The sequence below is a fragment of the Psychrobacter sp. M4 genome, assembly GCF_055699795.1.
The window spans coordinates 3,110,386-3,128,219 of record NZ_CM146740.1; the positions used below are offsets into that span (position 1 = coordinate 3,110,386).

Below are 17,834 nucleotides of genomic sequence, written 5' to 3' on the forward strand. Positions count from 1 at the left end.
AAGAAACGACAGCGAGTAGACTTTTTGGTTTGCTCGCTTTTTCGTTTGTAGTTATTAAAAAAAGTTAGGCCAAACCGCTGGGAAAAGGAATGACTTCTTGTAGATTACTAGCGCCAGTAATGACCATTAATAACCTATCGAGGCCAACTGCTATCCCACTACAAGGCGGTAGATTATCGCAAGCCGCTAGCAGGTGCTCATCTAGTGGCATCGGCGCAAGACCGTGACGACAACGCAGTACATTATCTTGCTCAAAACGTGCGCGCAGTGCTTGTCCATCATTCAGCTCATCATAAGCATTGGCAATCTCAATACCATTGATATATAACTCAAAGCGCCTAGCCACTAGGTTACCCTCCTTATCTGGACCAATTTTTGCCAAGGCAGCAGTAGCGGGCGGATATTCAATAATTAGTGTTGGTAAGTCGTGACCAAGATTGGGCTCAACGACATGACTAAATAGTAAGTCCAGCCAGCTTTGCCGGATCTCCTCTTCATTGCCTTTACTCTCGTCATCGATGTCATTTATAGTTGTTTTAAAGTCAAAACCTACTAGCCCTTTATCTTCAGCTACCGCTTGCAGTGCTGTAATACTAGCTGTTAAGGGATGAATACCCACAAAGTCCATAAATGCATCGACATAGCGATAGTGATTCATGACTATCGGATGACCGTAAAGCATCTCAAGCAAGCTGCGGAGCTCATCTGCTAAGTCAGTCAAATTATAATATGGCCTATACCACTCAAGCATAGTGAACTCGATATTATGGCGACTTCCTATCTCATTATCGCGAAATACCGGACAAACCTGATAAATAGGTACTTGCCAGCTGGCAAGCAGGCGCTTCATAGCAAACTCAGGCGAGGTATGCAGATAGAAAGTGCGCGGTTTATCTTGATACATGACGCTGGCCGCTACTGATTGCAAAAAGGTGTCGGTATTGCCTGCTTGGGATAGCAAAGGCGTTTGTACTTCTAACACTTGGTGCGTAGCAAAAAACTGATGAATATTTGCCAATAGCTGAGCACGCTTTTGTGCCATCGCTAGAGTCATGGTCGGCTCGTAACTTTTAGTATTGTTTTGAGCAGCACTGTTATTCAAGGTATTTAAATGGCTCGACATGTTTAGACTCATTAGTATGCTCTATTGTCCAAATTGCCATTCACGGCGCAAATGATAATCGCGGCGTAGCTGATCAAAGTCTGCGCCACTAACCTGTCCCCTACCTACTTTTGCCCGCAGCGCTTCGTCGTCTTGCTTAATGTCATAAAATGTAGCTAACCTATCAGGATGTGCTTTTAGCTCAGACCACAGATACATGTTTATGGGCATAAGCTGCTGCATCGACTGTAAAGGTGTTACCTTTAACCACTCACACAACTCATCATAGATCATTTGTGTACCGCGCAGCTTGCCTTCTAAGGTATAACCGGCAATATGCGGGGTGGCTAAAGCCAGCTTTGAGAGTAGCGGCTCGGGGACTTGTGGCTCACTCTCAAAGACATCGAGCACTGCTTGTCGGCCGTTTTGTTCAATATCAGCTTCTAGAGCAGTATTATCAATCACAGGCCCGCGCGCAGTGTTAATAAGTAGCGTGGCCGCTGGCATTAGACTCAACGCCTTTTCATCAATCAGATGCCGTGTCGGATAGTCGCTGGCATTAGGGTGAGGATTATCAGAGCTTTTTGCATCGGTCAGCGGTACGTGTAAGCTGATAACATCACTTTGGCTTAACACCATCTCAAAGCTTGCGTTATTCAATGCTGAGAGCGGTAGTAACGGATCATAACCAAGCACTCGCCAGCCTAAATCATAGGCATACTGTGCAAGAGTGCTTCCAATATTGCCAAGTCCGATAATACCTAGGGTCGGTGCTTGACGCCAATACTCTGCTCGTAGGGTCAAAATAGACGTTAAAACATATTGCGCTACTGAATGCTTACTACTGCCGACGGCGTTTGCAAAACCAATTTGCCGCAGCGCTAAATAATCTTGATCCACATGGTCAGTCCCAATGGTTGCTGAGCCGACAAACTTGACACTAGTATTGCCATCCAATAGTTGCGCGTTTACGGGCGTCACTGAGCGTATCAACAATACCTCAGGCTGCACCTCAGCCAGTAGTTTTGACGTGATGTCGCGCCCATTAGCGCTAATGATATTTACAGTTTGGTACGCCTCTTGACCAAGCGTCTTACTATTAAAGAAGTCATTAAGACCGGCGATATTACTATCAGCGATGATGGTTATTTTACTAGGCATAAACGAGCGTCTCTATTTATTGTTTATATTAAAAAGATAGGTTTAGAAAAGCTTCTTTTTTTTACCTTTGCTTTGATCATGAAAAGCTTGATCATCAAAGTTTAACAACATCTGATTGTCTATCAGTGCTGCCTCTTTAGGCTCAAAAATCTCGTTTTTATGCTGAGATATCCATTCGCGCCAGACAGCAAGAGCGATTGCTAGCACCACCGGGCCGATAAACAAACCTACGAAGCCAAAAGCAGTTAGCCCGCCCAATACACCAATAAATATAATGATAAAAGGTATTTTGGTGGCACCGCTGATAACGATAGGACGAATCAAGTTATCTACCCAGCTAATAACAAATATACCCCATAAGGCCAGACCAATACCTTCTACCGTATGTCCTTGGCTGAGTAACCAGATCGATACTGCGCCCCAAACAAAAGGCGTACCAAATGGGATTAAAGCAATGATAAAGGTAATAATAGTTAGCAAAATAGGGCTTGGAGCATTGGCGAAATAATAACCAATACCAGCAAGTAATGCCTGTGCCAGCGCTGTTAAACCAATACCATATACCACTGCTCGTGTCGTCATCCCTACAGAATCGATATAGCCATCGATACGATTGCCAATGATATTACGCAGAGCCTGACGAATTTGACGCACCAAACTAATACCATCGCGGTAAAAGAAAAACAGAGTCATTAGCGCCATACCAAGCTTCGCTAAGCTGCTTAGCACCACATCAAGTGCCATTTTGCCATAATATAGATGCGACTGAATCCATGCTCGAAACGCTTCAAGTGCGCCCTCAGGATTTTTGTTGATACGCCATAGCGCATCTTTGACTTGTTGCCCAATAACAGGCAACTCTTTGAGCGCATCTGGTACATCAAGATAACCTACTTTGACCCGATAGATTAAGTTGCTATATAGGCTAAGAGCTTCTTGTTGCAGAATAAACACCCCTACTACTAACGGTACGCCGATAATCAAAGAGATACTTACGGTCATAATGCCAGCGCTGACATTTGGACTAAGTTTGACTTTTTTATAAAAAAAGTTATAAATCGGAAAAGTAACATAAGCTAGAATTGCTGCCCATAATGCAGGCACAATAAAAAACTGCACTACCTGAAAGCACAAGATAAATAACATAACCAATAGCGTAATAGCAAGCAGACGCTGGATAACGACTTCTTTCGTCCAATTTTCAATCATAACTTGTAGACCAACAACTGACAGCAAAAATTCAATAGGTTTCTACTGCAAAATATATAAGTGTGCAGGCGTCAGCTTATGGACAGTATTTATAAACTATATCCATAAACTATATCCATATACGAGGATAGTATTTCATAAGTTCAGTACATTTAAGTCTTTTTACAACTAAAGTCTGCAACTGCTCTTACAACTGAGACTATAGCTTATTAGCAGGACTACCAGTTAGATGTAACAACAAATAATTTGTTAATAGCGAGCTGTAACTTAATTTACCTACTGACGTCTATTATGCAATAAGAAACACTGAATAGGTAACAATATGTTTTATTTTTTACTAGCGTTTTTGCTGTTTATAATCAAGTCATTAGTTCCTATATTTGATGAAATATTTACAATCTTAGTTCTGTAGATTTTCTCTAACTAAGCAGTCATCTGCAGGCTAAATCCTTGCTACGTTCTCGTAGCCTACAAAATTGATGTTATACTAAAGCTATTATTTTGATTTTGAGAAATGCTACATAAATTTTTCAAGTAGCCTCTTGTATAAATAGTCGTAAAAATCATAATCCTTAAAACTTTAGTTTTTGAAACCATAGCTTTTTGAAATCTTAGCTTTTTGATACCTTATTTGGATCAATAATAATTCACCAAATTTTAATTGCTATATTTATAGGAACAACAATAATGTCAAAAGACACTGATACTTCTAATTCAACAACAGACCATACTGCCAGTAAGACGATGTCGCCCAATACCGTTACTTTTGCCTTAGCACAGTCCCATTTTTTAGTAGGTGATATCACTGCTAATGCTGAAAAAATGCGTAAGCTTGCCTTGCAAGCACGCGATCAAGGTGCTGATATTATCATTTTTCCAGAGCTTGGCTTGCTTGGCTATCCGCCGCAGGACTTATTACTAAGACCTAGTTTGTCTGGGCGTGTTAAAAACGCCTTGTCATCGTTGAGTGATATCGACGATATAGTCATGATCGTCGGCTACCCTCACGTTGACCATCATGGCACCTTTAATTCCGCTGCTATTTTGCACAATGGTCACCAAAAAGGCTTTTATCACAAGCAAATTTTGCCAAACTATGGAGTGTTCGATGAGCGCCGCTACTTCGACAAAGGTCGTAATCAAGTTTTATTTGATTATAAAGGGATTACTATTGGCCTGCTTATTTGTGAAGATTTATGGGAAAAAACACCGATTGCAGATCTTAAACAGCAAGGTGCAGATATAGTCGTAAGCTTAAATGCATCACCGTTTGAAGTCGATAAACAAGATACCCGTAAAGCCATGTTAACCGAGCGTAGCAGCGAGCACAAACTGCCTATTCTTTATATCAACGCAGTCGGTGGTCAAGATGACTTGGTATTCGATGGCGGTTCTATCGCGGTACAAGCGGATGGTAGCATTGCTCATGAAGCGTCACGCTTTGTAGATCAGTTGCTGCTAGCAACTTTGGATACCAAAACGGCTACCTTTGATACTCAAACCAAAGCGCCGTTGTCTTTGAGCCGTGAGTCGGAGATGTACCAAGCGCTGGTCGTAGGACTGCGTGATTATGTTTATCATTCAGGCTTTAGTGGAGTAATCGTTGGTTTATCGGGCGGTATCGATTCAGCCTTGACCTTGTGTATTGCCGTTGATGCTTTGGGCGCAGATAAAGTCTATGCGGTTATGATGCCTTATGAGTACACCTCAAAGATTAGTCTGGAAGACGCACAAGCGCAGGCTCGTCGCCTAAATGTCTCTTATACGGTCTGCCCAATCTTTGATGCGGTAGAAGGCATTCGCCACACCCTTGCGCCATTATTTAATCAGTCGCCTGCGGATACGACCGAAGAGAACATTCAAGCGCGTGCACGCGGCGTTATTTTGATGGCGCTATCCAATAAATTTGGTCATCTGGTTATCACTACCGGCAACAAGTCTGAGCTGGCAGTAGGCTACTCAACGTTATATGGCGATATGGCGGGAGGTTTTGATGTCTTAAAAGATGTCTATAAATCACAAGTTTATAATTTGGCCAATTACCGTAACCGTTTAGAGGATACGCCAGTTATTCCTGAGCGCGTCATTACGCGTCCGCCATCAGCCGAGCTACGTCCTGATCAAAAAGACCAAGATAGCCTACCAGATTATGAGATATTAGATGATATTTTGGCAGCCTATATTGATGAAGATATGGGCTATCAAGAGATCATAGATAAAGGCTTCGATGCTGACATGGTTACCAAGATCATTAAGATGGTAGACAACAGCGAATACAAGCGCTTACAGGCCCCAATCGGCACTAAGATTAGTCACAAAGCTTTTGGCCGTGAGCGCCGCTACCCATTAGTGAATAAATGGTCTGTACAAGGCTAGACTTTTATGATGCACTAATAAAAACTATTATATTTATTATTAGCTGGGTGCTTGCCCAGCTTTTTTAATGTGTATACATAACTATTTATACCTATTATACATAGAACGCTTTTTACTAAAAATTTCAACAAACCCATTCTATCTGTTCTTATTTGAGTATTTCATGAGCTTGCTAAGTGCTAGTGTATTTATTTTCTTATTAATCGTGCTTGCTGCACTAGTTTCTAGCTCTGAGCTGGCTATTGCCTCAGCCCGTAAAATCAAACTACAAGTAATGGCCAAAGAGGGTGACGTCCGCGCGCTGGATGTCCTAAAGATGCAGGAAAAGCCTGGTAGCTTTATTACCGTCGTCCAAGTGGTGCTCAATGCCGTCGCTATTTTAGCGGGGGCGGTCGGCGAATCAGCAATTAGCGCTTATTTGGAGCTTTTACTTAATCATGAGGCGCTGGCCTCCATCGTATCCTTCGTCCTAGTCACTAGCTTATTTATACTGTTTGCCGATTTGATGCCAAGACGCCTTGCTATGTCAGACTCGGAGCGTATCGCGGTCCGTCTGGTTAGACCTATGATCTTTTTAATTTTTATACTAAGACCGCTGATTTGGGTGTTTGATGGGGCAGCAAACTTAATTTTTAAATCAATAGGTATATCGACAATACGTCAAGATGATATGACTCCAGAAGATATTTACGCAGTGATGGATGCTGGCGCTGAAGCAGGTGTCCTCAAAAAGCACGAACATCACTTAATAGAAAATATATTTGAGATGCAAGAGCGTACCGTTACCTCGGTCATGAACCCGCGTGAACATATCGTTTATTTTGATATCAAAGCCACTACTGAACAGATAGTTGCGGTCATGATTGCCCAGCCGCACAATAAATTTTTGATATGTCGTGATGATGATTTAGAGAAAATCGTTGGTTACGTTGAATCGCGTACCTTTTTGGCAGCAGTACTTGAGAAGCAGCAAATATGCTTAACTGATAATACTTTATTGACCCCTGCTCTTTTTATTCCAGATACCTTGTCACTGTTTGAAGTGCTAGAGACTTTTAAATCAAACGGTGCTGATTTTGCGGTTATTGTTAATGAGTATGCCCTAGTCGTCGGCGTTATTACTCTAAAAGATGTTATGAGTATTGTGATGGGTGAGCTGGTCACTTTAGAGGAGCAGCTCATTGTTCAACGTACTGATAACTCTTGGCTGATAGATGGTATGACGCCGATTGAGGATGTTATTCGCGCGCTTGATATTGTCGATCTGCCTTACAGCCAAAACTATGAGACTATAAGCGGGTTTATGATGTACATGCTGCGCAAAATTCCCAAAAAGACAGATACTATAGAATACGCCAGTTATCGTTTTGAGATACTCGGCACCAATAATTTGAAAATAAACCAGCTGCTGGTCACCAAAGTTGCAGGAATTGATTGAGTCATTGTTTCATGCTTCCACTTTTACTTGATTAATCGCGTGTACCAAATATCGCTGTACCAACACGCACCATGGTTGAGCCGCTAGCAATAGCAGCTTCCATATCATCACTCATCCCCATACTCAATGTATCCCAGTGGGTAAGCTCTGGATGCGCCTGCTTAACCTCATTAAATAACTGCTGAGTACGTGCAAAGGCATCGGTGTTGGCTTTGGCAGGAATAATCATCAAACCACGCAGGCGCAAACGCTCATAGCCTTTAATAGCTTCAATCAAACTCGGTAACTCTTTGGGCTGACAACCTGATTTGCTCTCTTCATCATCTATATTGATCTGAACCAAAACGTTAAGCGGCGGCAACTCATCTGGTCGTTGGTCATTTAAGCGCTTAGCAATGATATCGCGCTCAAGCGTTTGTACCCAGTCAAAATGCTCAGCGATATCACGGGTCTTGTTGCGCTGAATATGTCCAATATAGTGCCAAACGATACTATTACTCTTGGAACTATCGTTCTCAGACAGCTCTTGCATAGCAGTAATCTTCTCAATGGCTTCTTGTAAATAATTCTCGCCAAAATCTCGCTGACCTTGCTCGGCTAAAGCTACAATCATCTCTATAGGCTTAGTTTTTGAGACAGCAAGTAGGGTCACTTTTGAAGGGACTACTTTTTGAGAGTCCTTGTCCTGAGATACCGTTTGTCTACAAGCTTCTATTACTTGTCGACTAACCTGCTGCCAATTGGTTATCAAACTGCTCTTATCCATATTACACTCGCTACTTCGATGAATAAAACTTTTATATTAAAGACACTAGTAGTGGAAAAGTGTCCATTCTTCTATATAGATCAGGGTATACACAAATTACTTAAGTATGAGATTCATAAAAAATGAACCGCTAGTCGTCTGTTTTTACATTTAATCTGTTTCGTTTATGATTATAATTAGGTATTATTGTTATTATATTGTTACTTTAGTTAACTTATAATGCTAAAAATAGCAAAGTATGTAAAAACAGAGTTCTAGTATTTATATTTACAATGGTATTTTGTCTACTAACTTTAAACTAGTATGTTAGTAAAAAGCTCTAAACTCTACTGTTACAAACAGTATTATTGCAAGATTATTTTACCGATATCGATTGATAGGAATATTCGGACATGGCTGAAAAAAGCACTTTAAGTATTGAAGATCTCCTGCGATTTACAGTCAAGCATAAGGCTTCGGACTTACATCTTTCTGCTGGCATGCCAGCGGTCATTCGCGTGGATGGTGAGATGACGCGGATTAATATGCCAGCGATGACTCATCAGGCTGTGCATCAGCTGATCTACGATATCATGAATGACAAACAACGTGCTGACTTCGAAGAGTTCTATGAAACGGATTTTTCTTTTGAGATTCCAAATTTGGCGCGTTTTCGGGTAAACGCCTTTAATCAAAACCGCGGTGCTGGCGCAGTATTTCGTACTATTCCATCAGAGGTTCTAACTTTAGAGGACTTGGGAATGGGCGACGTATTTAAACGCGTCTCAGATTTTAAACGCGGCGTGGTGTTAGTAACCGGACCTACTGGCTCTGGTAAATCAACCACCCTTGCTGCCATGATTGATTATATCAACGATACGCGTAAAGAGCACATTTTAACCATTGAGGATCCTATCGAATTTGTGCACGAATCCAAAAAAAGCTTGATCAATCAGCGTGAAGTGCATCGTGATACTCTGGGGTTTGAGCCCGCACTGCGCTCAGCACTACGTGAAGATCCAGATGTTATCTTGGTCGGTGAGCTGCGTGATCTTGAAACCATACGTCTGGCATTAACCGCTGCTGAAACCGGGCACTTAGTATTTGGCACTCTGCATACCAGCTCAGCGGCTAAAACGATTGACCGCGTGATTGATGTCTTTCCTGCCGCCGAAAAAGACATGATTCGCGCTATGTTATCTGAATCGCTACAAGCGGTCATATCACAAACGCTACTGCGCAGACAAACCGGCGGACGCGTAGCAGCTCATGAAATTATGCTGGGTACGCCCGCTATTCGCAACTTAATACGCGAGAACAAAATTGCCCAGATGTACTCCGCTATCCAGACTGGCGCTGGTGACGGTATGATCACCCTTGACCAAACGCTCAAAAATTTAGTGACGAAAGGGACTATTAGTAAAGAAATTGCTAGGCCTTATGCCAAGCAGCCTGAAGCATTTATATAAAATATAGCATCAATATTTCACTTGTTTATGTTGGACAAAATTTTTACTTTATTTTTATCACTTACTTTTAATTTGGATATATCATGGACTTCGATAAATTATTACAACTGATGATTAAAAAAAACGGCTCTGACCTATTTATCACTGCTGACGTGCCGCCTTCTATGAAGATCAACGGTACTATTTGTCCAGTAGGCCAAGCGCCGTTAACGGGTGAGCAGACGCTGCATTTGGTCAAAAGTCTTATGACTTATAATCAGCAAAAAGAGTTTGAAGACACTAATGAGTGTCAGTTTGCTATCGCTGACAAGTCGCAACTGGCACGTTTTCGTGTTAGCGCTTTTATGCAGCGCGATATGGCAGGCATGGTGCTACGAAAAATTGAAAACAAGATTCCAACGGTTGAAGAGCTGCGCTTGCCGCCCTCCTTAAAAGAGCTGGCGATGAAAAAGCGCGGCATCATCCTCCTAGTAGGCGCAACCGGTACTGGTAAATCAACCACGCTTGCCTCCATGATCGGTCATCGTAACCAAAACTCGCACGGCCATATCATTACCATTGAAGATCCGATTGAATTTGTACATCAGCACAAAGGCTGCATTATCACTCAGCGTGAGGTCGGTGTCGATACTTTATCTTTTGAAGCGGGTCTAAAAAATACGCTGCGCCAAGCCCCTGACGTTATCTTGATTGGTGAGATTCGTAATCGCGAAGTGATGGACTACGCCATTCAATACGCTGAAACTGGACATCTAGTCTTTGCAACCTTACATGCCAATAACGCTAACCAAGCCATTGACCGTATTATTCATTTTTTTGAAGCCGATCGTCACAATCAGCTATTTATGGATTTATCGCTTAACTTGCAAGCTATTATTGCTCAGCAGCTTATCCCAACCCCAGATGGTAAAGGCTACCGCGCCGCTATCGAAGTCTTGTTAAATTCTCAACTTATCAGTGATTATATCCGTAAGGGTGAGATCAATGAGATTAAAGAAGTTATGACGCGCTCACGTGATAGCGGTATGCAAACCTTTGATCAAGCCTTGTTTGACTTGCACGAAAACGGTGAGATTACTTACCAAGATGCTATTAAACATGCCGATTCACCAAACGACTTACGCTTAAAGATTAAGCTAAACAGTAAAAACGGTAATCAAAATATTGAAGAGAGTACCAGTAGCTTGTCTCTAAATGTAGGCTAGTAAAATTTTTGCACCTCATAGTTGATAAAAGTAAAACTTTTAGACTAAAAAAACAGCTCTCATTACGGGAGCTGTTTTTCATTCTATTCTTGAGAATTATCTGATTTTATCTAACACTATCTTTACACTCTTGATTGTCACAAATACCGTATAGTACTAGCGAATGTCCAGATAGCTTGAAACCGTGCTCTGCGGCAACTTTTAGCTGCTCCTCTTCGATCGTCTCATTATGGAACTCAATAATTTTACCGCAAACATCACACACTAGATGGTCATGATGTTCGTCTTGAGTAATCTCAAATACGGATAAGTTGTTTTCAAAATTGTGCCGCTCAACGATACCCGCTTGTTCAAATTGGGTCAGCACCCGATATACTGTTGCCAATCCGACATCTTCGCCTTGCTCTATCAGTGCTTTATATACCTCTTCTGCACTCATATGATGAAGCTCCGCTCGTTCAAGCAGCTCCAAAATCTTTATACGCGGCAGTGTTACTTTTAGTCCTGCTTTACGCAGATCTTGATTGGTAAAAGTAGCCATAATATTCCTTTTGACTGTTAAAGTCTTTGCAAATAAAACTTAAAGATAACCTATAAAAATATAGCTTATAATTACTGTAAATAACTAGCCGCTATCGATCTAAAACAGCTGTCTGTTTAAAATAATAAAGTGGTATTGCACACCAATAGCTACTGCTTATGGTTATTTAGCAATATTACTGCAAGCCTATAAATCTACACTATAAATGATAAACAGTATTAAGTAGTGTTTGATAAATAATGTCGTAAGTGGTAGGCAATTGCAAGTAAATAACGTATCATTTGTCCAAGATTGCCGGCAGGACCTACCGCTATAACCTAGGCAGTTGCCTTTAGCCGCGCTTAACCCATTTTTGTGAGCCATCTTACCATGATAAAGCTATTGAATTATCTTCCATCTAAACTTCAATCGACCAGCTACACGGATAGTCTGCGCAACCTTATGATGACAGCAGTTCTAGGCGCGTCTGTTGCGCTATCGGGCTGCTCATTATTTAGCGTTTATAAGATCGACTTACCGCAGGGCACGCCAATTACTCAGGACCAAGCCCAAAAGCTACAGGTGGGTATGAATAAAAACCAAGTATTGTATATACTGGGCAGTCCAGCTATCAAAGACACGTTAGAGCCTAATCGCTGGGACTACGTTTATGATTATCAAGCGGGTACAGAGGGTACTCGTAAAGGTATCGCTGATGTTAAAGACGCAAGCCAACATCTAATTGTTTATTTTGATGCCAATGGTTTGGTTAATCGTATAGAAGGAATGGAGACGCTACCTGTAGAGTAACAATAACCTATAAATTTAACACTTAAACAAGAAAGGTTATTTACTTTTGTTTTTGCGCTGAGACATAGGATCAGCGCTAAGACTTCTATAGATCTCAACACGATCAAGTGCTTGCAAACGGTAGCTAAGCGGCTGTTTTTGTGCATAGATGCCGACGTGCCAAAGTTTGGCTGTAGGCCTAGTAATATCTACTACCTGCTTGCACCACTCTGCTAGCTTAGGAAACTGCGTGAGCCAGCCGGCTTGCGCTAGCGCCTCGTATAAAGTTGTACCATCAGCAACTTGCAGTGTCATATAGTGTTGACACTGCGCCTCTTCTGCATAAGCTAAGTACACAGTAATAGAAGCTTGCTTGGACGCAGATATTGCGCCTAGCTCGACCATTGCAGCACCCAACCTATCAGAGCTAAAACTAGCGCCAATGGTACAAGCAGACGAATAGCTACGCGCCATAAGTTATATAAGGCTTCGCTACCAAAGTTCAATGATTTGCGTAAATGACTTATTTTCATACGCCAGCCTGCAAATATGGATAGTAGTAGTACGGCTATACTACTAATGATAACGAGCAGTCCTACTAGCCAAGTCGTCGGTATTGCTATTACCAAGAATAAACCAAGTGCCAACGTTATGACTAAGCTGACTACAAGGCCAAACTTGTACGCCAGTTGTTGGGCGCTATAGTGCAATAAATAACTGGCTACAAACAGCACGCCCAACCAGTACAATAACTGTCCGATAGGTGGCAGGGTTAGACCACTAATAAATAGAGCTACAACGCCAACCACTAGCTGTAGTGCCCATATAGGTAGCACCAATTTGCTAGCGCGATACGTATGAGACGAGACTGAGCGCTGCATACCTGATGCGTATTGCTTACTCACCTCTACTGCGCTCGTAGTTTGTCTATTAAGTAGATGCTGACCGAACCAATAAAGACCCGTACCAGCACCAACGCTGACCAATGCTAGAGCAACTGCTCGCCCCCACTCCCCCAAGCTAATACCAGTCATGGCAAAGTTGATATGCGGCAAACCATTGATTATGCCCATAACTAAGCCTGCGACCATAAGACCTAAACCTATGGGCAATGGAGCTACCCCAAGTAAGCTTAGCAGTACCGTGATAACCATTAGACCACCAGCAATAGCAAAGATAGGTAAGTCAGGCGCACTATTAAGCTCAGACAATGCTGACAACATACCACTGCTGGCTCCTGATATCACAAGGGCTGCAATGATAATCGCCACTAGAGCTGCAAGCCAACCAAAGCTGCGCCATAGCGGACTGGCGTCTGCTTCACGAGTCAGCTTTTGCATACCTGCTAAAGGTGCATCAACACTACGATAAGCCAGCGCGATCTCGGCATAAACGACAGGTAAAGACACTACCACCATAGCTAATAACCATAGTAACCAAAAGTCTATTTCACCAATCGCTGCAGGAGCAAACCAGCGAAACAACAAGAGTGGCAATAGCGCTGCCATAAAATAAGAAGCGAAGCGTACCATAGTAATTTCAATCCAAACAATCAATTAAATAATGACAACAGGTGAGTATACAGAGCGATGACAGGCTACTGTATGGTTTTTTATAATATAGAGGACTTACAGTTATAAAAAAACCCCGAGAACGGGGTTTAATAACATATTATGATCTAAAAGCTATAGTACTAAAACAACAAATACTTTACTACTTTATATACCAGTACAACATACGTTGGCCATACTTGTTTAGTGAACGGCGCTCAGATAGTCTGATAGAATACGAATATCACGATCTGACAATCTAGAAGCTACTGTCTGCATCATGCCTTTTTCGCCTTCTTTTTCCGCGTCGTTGTAGCGCATCTGGTCAGCACTATCGACGTCATCTTCACGGCCAGCAGCACGGAACATTTTGAGCTGAGTGGCAATATATTCAGCATGTTGGCCACCTAAGCGTGGAAATGCTGCCCAGTCATTACCAGCACCAGTTGGGCTATGACAACCAGCGCAGCCAATAACGCCGCGCGACTTGTTGCCGCCTAAGAAAAGCTTGCTCGCCTCTTCTTTAGTTGCAGGGTTGGCAAGCGCTACACTCCAAGGTGCTTGGCTGGCATAGTAACCTGCTACATCGGCCATATCTTGCTGAGATAAATTGGCCACTTGCGACTGCATAATACCGTTTTTGCGCAGTCCAGACTTGAAGTTGACCAATTGCTTATACAAATACTTTACGTTTTGACCGCCAAGGTTAGGCTGGGAGGGGATAGGGCTTACACCATCAACCCCGTGACAAGCAGCGCACACTGCTTCAGCGATTTGTTTACCAGCATTGACGTCATGCTCAGGGACAATAATAGCAGCTTGTACGCTGAAACTTGCAACACATAAGCTGGCGGCAGCGATTAACTTTTTCATTGATAGAAATCCTACTAACTCGACGTAAACGTTGTTTAGGGTGGCTATAACTAAGTAGCTATGATTGGATAATTATAAGTTATTGATTATAATTCAAAGCGGCTATGCTAACAAGGTTAACACAATACTTGTTAGGACTACTTGCTGTTTAAAAGATGATTTGGGTATTTTAGAGTCTTAACCAAAATCTGCCTAAACGTATTGGCTAACATCAGGGTTTATTTGTAATTATTATAGCAAGACTTTGCAAAATTTGCCTACTTAATCGCAGCACCTAAAGTTTTATAGCCGTATAAAAACATTGAATAGTAGGTTTTTAAAAATTTATACTATATTACTTAAATAGTTTATTACTTACTTAGATGATTTATTACTCAATGAGCTATTTACTCATATAATCAATAAGTTTACGATAATCGTCATCACTGCAGCTGTCACACAAGCCACCTGCTGGCATTTGCAATAATCCACCTTTGACAGACTTAACTAGAGCTGGCATACCTTTTTGCTTTATCAGTTGTTGCCAAGCGGCGCTATCGCCCTTTTTGAGCGCTCCTAAAGCGCCACTATCATGACAAGCGGCACAGGAGTTATCATAAAGCGTGGCGGTATCAGCAGCTATAGCGCCATTGGTCATAGCGATACTTAGTATAAGTGCTGCTACGCTGCTACCCAAAGCTTGACCTATTTTGGCAGAATTTATAGTTATAAAGCGCATAAGACATCTCCTTTGGTTAGTAGACTACGAATAGGCCTATTATGCTAATATTGTAACTTTATATGTCAGACTAAGATAGTCGAATTACGTTTAGTATTGTTAAAATAAACGCAGAAAAGCAAGCATGAAAAAAAGGCTTTAGGACTTTTATTAAGTCGTCATTCAAATTAATGTTATGCTGTTATCTATATAATGCTAATAGCCTGTATTTCAACAAGTAGAGGTAGTTACTGCTGCAACCTAGCCGGTAGCGCTTTATTATATTTTTAGTGCTGATTTGCTATTAGCTTTTTTGTTTTTGATTTAAACTACGTTTCGTTATGGTCAATGAGTGATTTATGAACACCCCTACTAAAGACAAGGCTGCGAATCATGCAGCATTTAATACTAAAGTCCGTCAGCGTATACAACAAACTGAGTTTATGCTATCAGCACCTACCTTTCGGCTATGTCCGCCTGACGAGGGTTTGGAAGTAGCTTTTGCTGGGCGCTCAAACGCTGGTAAATCCTCAGCGATTAACGCGCTTACCAATCAGCGCCAGCTAGCACGATCATCAAAAACCCCTGGACGCACGCAGATGATCAACTTTTTTAGTATTGGAGATACCGATACCAGATTGGTTGATTTACCAGGTTACGGTTATGCGGCGGTGCCGCTTGAGATGAAAAAAGAGTGGCAGGTAGAGCTAGAAGAATACCTGGTGTCACGCTCAAGCCTTGCAGGTTTAGTGTTACTTACCGATATTCGTCATCCGCTAAAGTTCTTTGATGAGCAAATGCTGCATTGGGCCAAAGACGGCGAGCTGCCTGTTCATATTTTGTTGACCAAAGCAGATAAACTCAAATATGGTGCCGCCAAGAATGCTTTGCTGAATACCCGTCAGGCCCTTAAAAAATTAGAGCTACCTTGTACGATTCAGCTATTTTCAGCACTTAAAAAAGAAGGTATTGATGAGCTGGCAGGGGTAATGGGAGACTGGTATCAGTATAAACTTAATGGCAAAGGAGCTTTAGAAGAAAAAGCTCAAACTGATACTGATACTGATACTGATACTGATACTGATACTGATACTGATACTGATACTGATACTGATAAAAGTGACATTGACATTTGAATACTTAACGACCTCAAATAAAAAGGATTTATGCCAATAGCCATAAATCCCTCTTTTATTCTGTTTTTCCTTGCTGCTGGATAGACACTTATACTTTTGGTAGCTCAGTTGACGTAGGTAATAAAGCAGCCATATCCTCTGGTAGTGGTGCTGTAATCACCTCGTAATCAGGAATATCCAAGCGCCACGCATGTAAACACAAACGATGAACCCCTGATTTATCCTGCGGGTTATATTTTTCATCACCTAGTATAGGATGACCGATATGCGCCAGATGTACACGAATTTGATGCGTGCGTCCGGTTAATGGTTTTGCTTCAATCAGGCTCACTGGTAGATTTGCCAGCATGAAACGACTATGTACCACGATATCAGTCTGGCTTTCTTTAGCTTGCGGATCCTGATTTTGTGCAGCGCTGGCTTCGACTTTAACACGGCGCTCGCCGCTTGCTAGAGTAAAGCGCAGCAACGGCGCATCAATACGCTGCTCATTAAGTGCAGGTTGCCCTTTTGCTAAGCATAAATAATGTTTTTGAATGGTTTTATCTACCAAATGCTGCTGCAATACTTTGAGCGTTGAGCGTTTTTTGGAGATCATTAACAGTCCTGAGGTGTCTTTATCAATACGGTGCACCAGCTCTAAGTATTTTTTACCAGTTACCTCACGCATCGCTTCGATCACGCCAAAGTCCAAACCACTACCCCCGTGTACGGCAATACCTGAGGGTTTGTTAAGTACAATTAGTCCGTCGTCTTCAAAGACCACACGGGCAAGCAAGCTTTTGGCAAATTCGGTACTGATAATAGGTTTTTCGCGCGTCGCAAGTTTAACAGGGGCAATGCGTACCACATCTTCACGGTGCACTCTATCATGCGCTTTACAGCGCTTATTATTGACACGCACCTCATCTGAGCGAATCATCTTGTAGATATGCGCTTTTGGTAAACCTTTTAGACGATTAAGTAAAAAATTATCCAAACGCTGTTCATGCTGATGACGCGTCACTTCCAAATAATTGACTTTGTCAAAGTTACTAATTTCATCGTCAGCGCTTTGTGGGCGGGTCTTGCTGTTGAATATAGGATCGGTATTAATAGAATTTGTCATTTTTAGTTAGGTATTTATACAAAGATTTGTTATAGTTTAGCATGTTGAGCACCAACTAAGCATAGATTGCAGCAATAATCCTTATTGCCTTAGATATCTGACGTCATCTTTACTGACTAGTAATGAGGCGTAAAACATTTACTATGCTAAAATGGTACGCTTCATCAAATTTTTAGGGTGCAATACACGTAAGCATTTAGTGTAGCATCCGATAGGTCACGCCATTACTCATTTAATGCATGACCACGACTCGATTTTGCAATTGTTTTGACATCGCGTAGTCAAGCGAGTAACAGAGATTTACGGTTAAGAGTTTAGAGCTGCCTGAATACTGGCGGTCAAACAGAGATGAAAGGTTAAACGAGACAAATATGCAACTGAGCCGATGCGTCAGTCACTTATTCTGTTTGCCAAGTACGCCCCGCTGAATTGCAGCGCAGTGGCACTCATAACGTA

At 41.9% G+C, this 17,834-nt stretch carries 16 protein-coding genes; 6 read left to right on the forward strand and 10 right to left on the reverse strand.

Annotation, left to right across the window (positions count from 1 at the left end):
* Positions 1–64: 64 nt before the first annotated feature.
* Genes epmA through ACR63N_RS13000 form a run of 3 tightly spaced genes read right to left on the reverse strand, consistent with a single transcriptional unit; the run spans position 65 to position 3,472 of the window.
* A complete protein-coding gene (epmA, locus tag ACR63N_RS12990) occupies positions 65–1,123 on the reverse strand; it encodes an EF-P lysine aminoacylase EpmA (RefSeq protein ID WP_367108507.1) in 1,059 nt (352 codons plus the stop codon).
* Between the two features lie 21 nt (positions 1,124–1,144).
* On the reverse strand, positions 1,145–2,263 hold the full coding sequence (locus ACR63N_RS12995) for a 4-phosphoerythronate dehydrogenase (RefSeq protein ID WP_367108508.1): 1,119 nt from the start codon (positions 2,261–2,263) through the stop codon (positions 1,145–1,147).
* 42 nt (positions 2,264–2,305) lie between these two features.
* A complete protein-coding gene (locus tag ACR63N_RS13000) occupies positions 2,306–3,472 on the reverse strand; it encodes an AI-2E family transporter (RefSeq protein WP_367104534.1) in 1,167 nt (388 codons plus the stop codon).
* Positions 3,473–4,159: 687 nt separating this feature from the next.
* Here ACR63N_RS13000 and ACR63N_RS13005 point away from each other — a divergent pair.
* Both ACR63N_RS13005 and paeA read left to right on the forward strand, forming a co-directional pair.
* Positions 4,160–5,848 (forward strand): NAD+ synthase, encoded by a 1,689-nt coding sequence (locus ACR63N_RS13005; protein ID WP_472782127.1) that lies wholly within the window; start codon positions 4,160–4,162, stop codon positions 5,846–5,848.
* Positions 5,849–6,011: 163 nt separating this feature from the next.
* Positions 6,012–7,286: a polyamine export protein PaeA gene (gene paeA / locus ACR63N_RS13010; protein WP_367106520.1), complete on the forward strand. Its 1,275-nt coding sequence runs from the start codon at positions 6,012–6,014 to the stop codon at positions 7,284–7,286.
* A gap of 31 nt (positions 7,287–7,317) precedes the next feature.
* Here paeA and ACR63N_RS13015 read toward each other — a convergent pair whose 3' ends face one another.
* The gene (locus ACR63N_RS13015; protein WP_367106519.1) at positions 7,318–8,052 is read right to left on the reverse strand and encodes a YggS family pyridoxal phosphate-dependent enzyme; all 735 of its coding nucleotides are present in this window, start codon (positions 8,050–8,052) and stop codon (positions 7,318–7,320) included.
* Positions 8,053–8,444: 392 nt separating this feature from the next.
* Between ACR63N_RS13015 and ACR63N_RS13020 the strand changes: the two genes are divergently transcribed.
* Positions 8,445–9,500 carry a type IV pilus twitching motility protein PilT gene (locus tag ACR63N_RS13020; protein WP_367104531.1) on the forward strand — a complete coding sequence of 352 codons (1,056 nt, stop codon included), beginning with the start codon at positions 8,445–8,447 and terminating at the stop codon, positions 9,498–9,500.
* 83 nt (positions 9,501–9,583) lie between these two features.
* Positions 9,584–10,705, forward strand: coding sequence for a PilT/PilU family type 4a pilus ATPase (locus tag ACR63N_RS13025; protein ID WP_367104530.1), 1,122 nt, complete (start codon positions 9,584–9,586; stop codon positions 10,703–10,705).
* Positions 10,706–10,811: 106 nt separating this feature from the next.
* On the opposite strand, the gene fur is transcribed toward ACR63N_RS13025, so the two are convergent.
* On the reverse strand, positions 10,812–11,246 hold the full coding sequence (gene fur / locus ACR63N_RS13030; RefSeq protein ID WP_367104529.1) for a ferric iron uptake transcriptional regulator: 435 nt from the start codon (positions 11,244–11,246) through the stop codon (positions 10,812–10,814).
* 354 nt (positions 11,247–11,600) lie between these two features.
* Here fur and ACR63N_RS13035 point away from each other — a divergent pair, with 354 nt between their 5' ends.
* Positions 11,601–12,035: an outer membrane protein assembly factor BamE gene (locus ACR63N_RS13035; RefSeq protein WP_367104528.1), complete on the forward strand. Its 435-nt coding sequence runs from the start codon at positions 11,601–11,603 to the stop codon at positions 12,033–12,035.
* A 36-nt stretch (positions 12,036–12,071) separates the two neighbouring features.
* Here ACR63N_RS13035 and ACR63N_RS13040 read toward each other — a convergent pair whose 3' ends face one another.
* From ACR63N_RS13040 to ACR63N_RS13055, 4 genes are all read right to left on the reverse strand, one after another.
* Entirely contained in the window at positions 12,072–12,419 is a 348-nt protein-coding gene (locus ACR63N_RS13040; protein WP_367110425.1) for an RnfH family protein, read from the reverse strand.
* Positions 12,407–13,546 (reverse strand): hypothetical protein, encoded by a 1,140-nt coding sequence (locus ACR63N_RS13045; protein ID WP_472782128.1) that lies wholly within the window; start codon positions 13,544–13,546, stop codon positions 12,407–12,409. The genes ACR63N_RS13040 and ACR63N_RS13045 overlap by 13 nt, the downstream gene beginning before the upstream one ends.
* A 222-nt stretch (positions 13,547–13,768) precedes the next feature.
* A complete protein-coding gene (locus ACR63N_RS13050) occupies positions 13,769–14,437 on the reverse strand; it encodes a c-type cytochrome (RefSeq protein ID WP_367104525.1) in 669 nt (222 codons plus the stop codon).
* Positions 14,438–14,819: 382 nt separating this feature from the next.
* Positions 14,820–15,155: a c-type cytochrome gene (locus ACR63N_RS13055; RefSeq protein ID WP_367104524.1), complete on the reverse strand. Its 336-nt coding sequence runs from the start codon at positions 15,153–15,155 to the stop codon at positions 14,820–14,822.
* A gap of 338 nt (positions 15,156–15,493) precedes the next feature.
* Between ACR63N_RS13055 and yihA the strand changes: the two genes are divergently transcribed.
* A complete protein-coding gene (gene yihA, locus ACR63N_RS13060; protein WP_472782129.1) occupies positions 15,494–16,270 on the forward strand; it encodes a ribosome biogenesis GTP-binding protein YihA/YsxC in 777 nt (258 codons plus the stop codon).
* 88 nt (positions 16,271–16,358) lie between these two features.
* Here the strand turns inward: yihA and ACR63N_RS13065 are convergent, their stop codons facing one another.
* Positions 16,359–17,378, reverse strand: a complete 1,020-nt coding sequence (locus tag ACR63N_RS13065) for an RluA family pseudouridine synthase (RefSeq protein ID WP_472782130.1) — start codon at positions 17,376–17,378, stop codon at positions 16,359–16,361.
* Between the last annotated feature and the right edge of the window lie 456 nt (positions 17,379–17,834).

What these genes read in the sequence shown, in the direction of transcription:
- epmA (WP_367108507.1), bottom strand. Translation starts at nt 1,123, where the DNA reads ATGTCGAGCCATTTAAATACCTTGAATAACAGTGCTGCTCAAAACAAT.
- ACR63N_RS12995 (WP_367108508.1), bottom strand. Translation starts at nt 2,263, where the DNA reads ATGCCTAGTAAAATAACCATCATCGCTGATAGTAATATCGCCGGTCTT.
- ACR63N_RS13000 (WP_367104534.1), bottom strand. Translation starts at nt 3,472, where the DNA reads ATGATTGAAAATTGGACGAAAGAAGTCGTTATCCAGCGTCTGCTTGCT.
- ACR63N_RS13005 (WP_472782127.1), top strand. Translation starts at nt 4,160, where the DNA reads ATGTCAAAAGACACTGATACTTCTAATTCAACAACAGACCATACTGCC.
- paeA (WP_367106520.1), top strand. Translation starts at nt 6,012, where the DNA reads ATGAGCTTGCTAAGTGCTAGTGTATTTATTTTCTTATTAATCGTGCTT.
- ACR63N_RS13015 (WP_367106519.1), bottom strand. Translation starts at nt 8,052, where the DNA reads ATGGATAAGAGCAGTTTGATAACCAATTGGCAGCAGGTTAGTCGACAA.
- ACR63N_RS13020 (WP_367104531.1), top strand. Translation starts at nt 8,445, where the DNA reads ATGGCTGAAAAAAGCACTTTAAGTATTGAAGATCTCCTGCGATTTACA.
- ACR63N_RS13025 (WP_367104530.1), top strand. Translation starts at nt 9,584, where the DNA reads ATGGACTTCGATAAATTATTACAACTGATGATTAAAAAAAACGGCTCT.
- fur (WP_367104529.1), bottom strand. Translation starts at nt 11,246, where the DNA reads ATGGCTACTTTTACCAATCAAGATCTGCGTAAAGCAGGACTAAAAGTA.
- ACR63N_RS13040 (WP_367110425.1), bottom strand. Translation starts at nt 12,419, where the DNA reads ATGGTCGAGCTAGGCGCAATATCTGCGTCCAAGCAAGCTTCTATTACT.
- ACR63N_RS13045 (WP_472782128.1), bottom strand. Translation starts at nt 13,546, where the DNA reads ATGGTACGCTTCGCTTCTTATTTTATGGCAGCGCTATTGCCACTCTTG.
- ACR63N_RS13050 (WP_367104525.1), bottom strand. Translation starts at nt 14,437, where the DNA reads ATGAAAAAGTTAATCGCTGCCGCCAGCTTATGTGTTGCAAGTTTCAGC.
- ACR63N_RS13055 (WP_367104524.1), bottom strand. Translation starts at nt 15,155, where the DNA reads ATGCGCTTTATAACTATAAATTCTGCCAAAATAGGTCAAGCTTTGGGT.
- yihA (WP_472782129.1), top strand. Translation starts at nt 15,494, where the DNA reads ATGAACACCCCTACTAAAGACAAGGCTGCGAATCATGCAGCATTTAAT.
- ACR63N_RS13065 (WP_472782130.1), bottom strand. Translation starts at nt 17,378, where the DNA reads ATGACAAATTCTATTAATACCGATCCTATATTCAACAGCAAGACCCGC.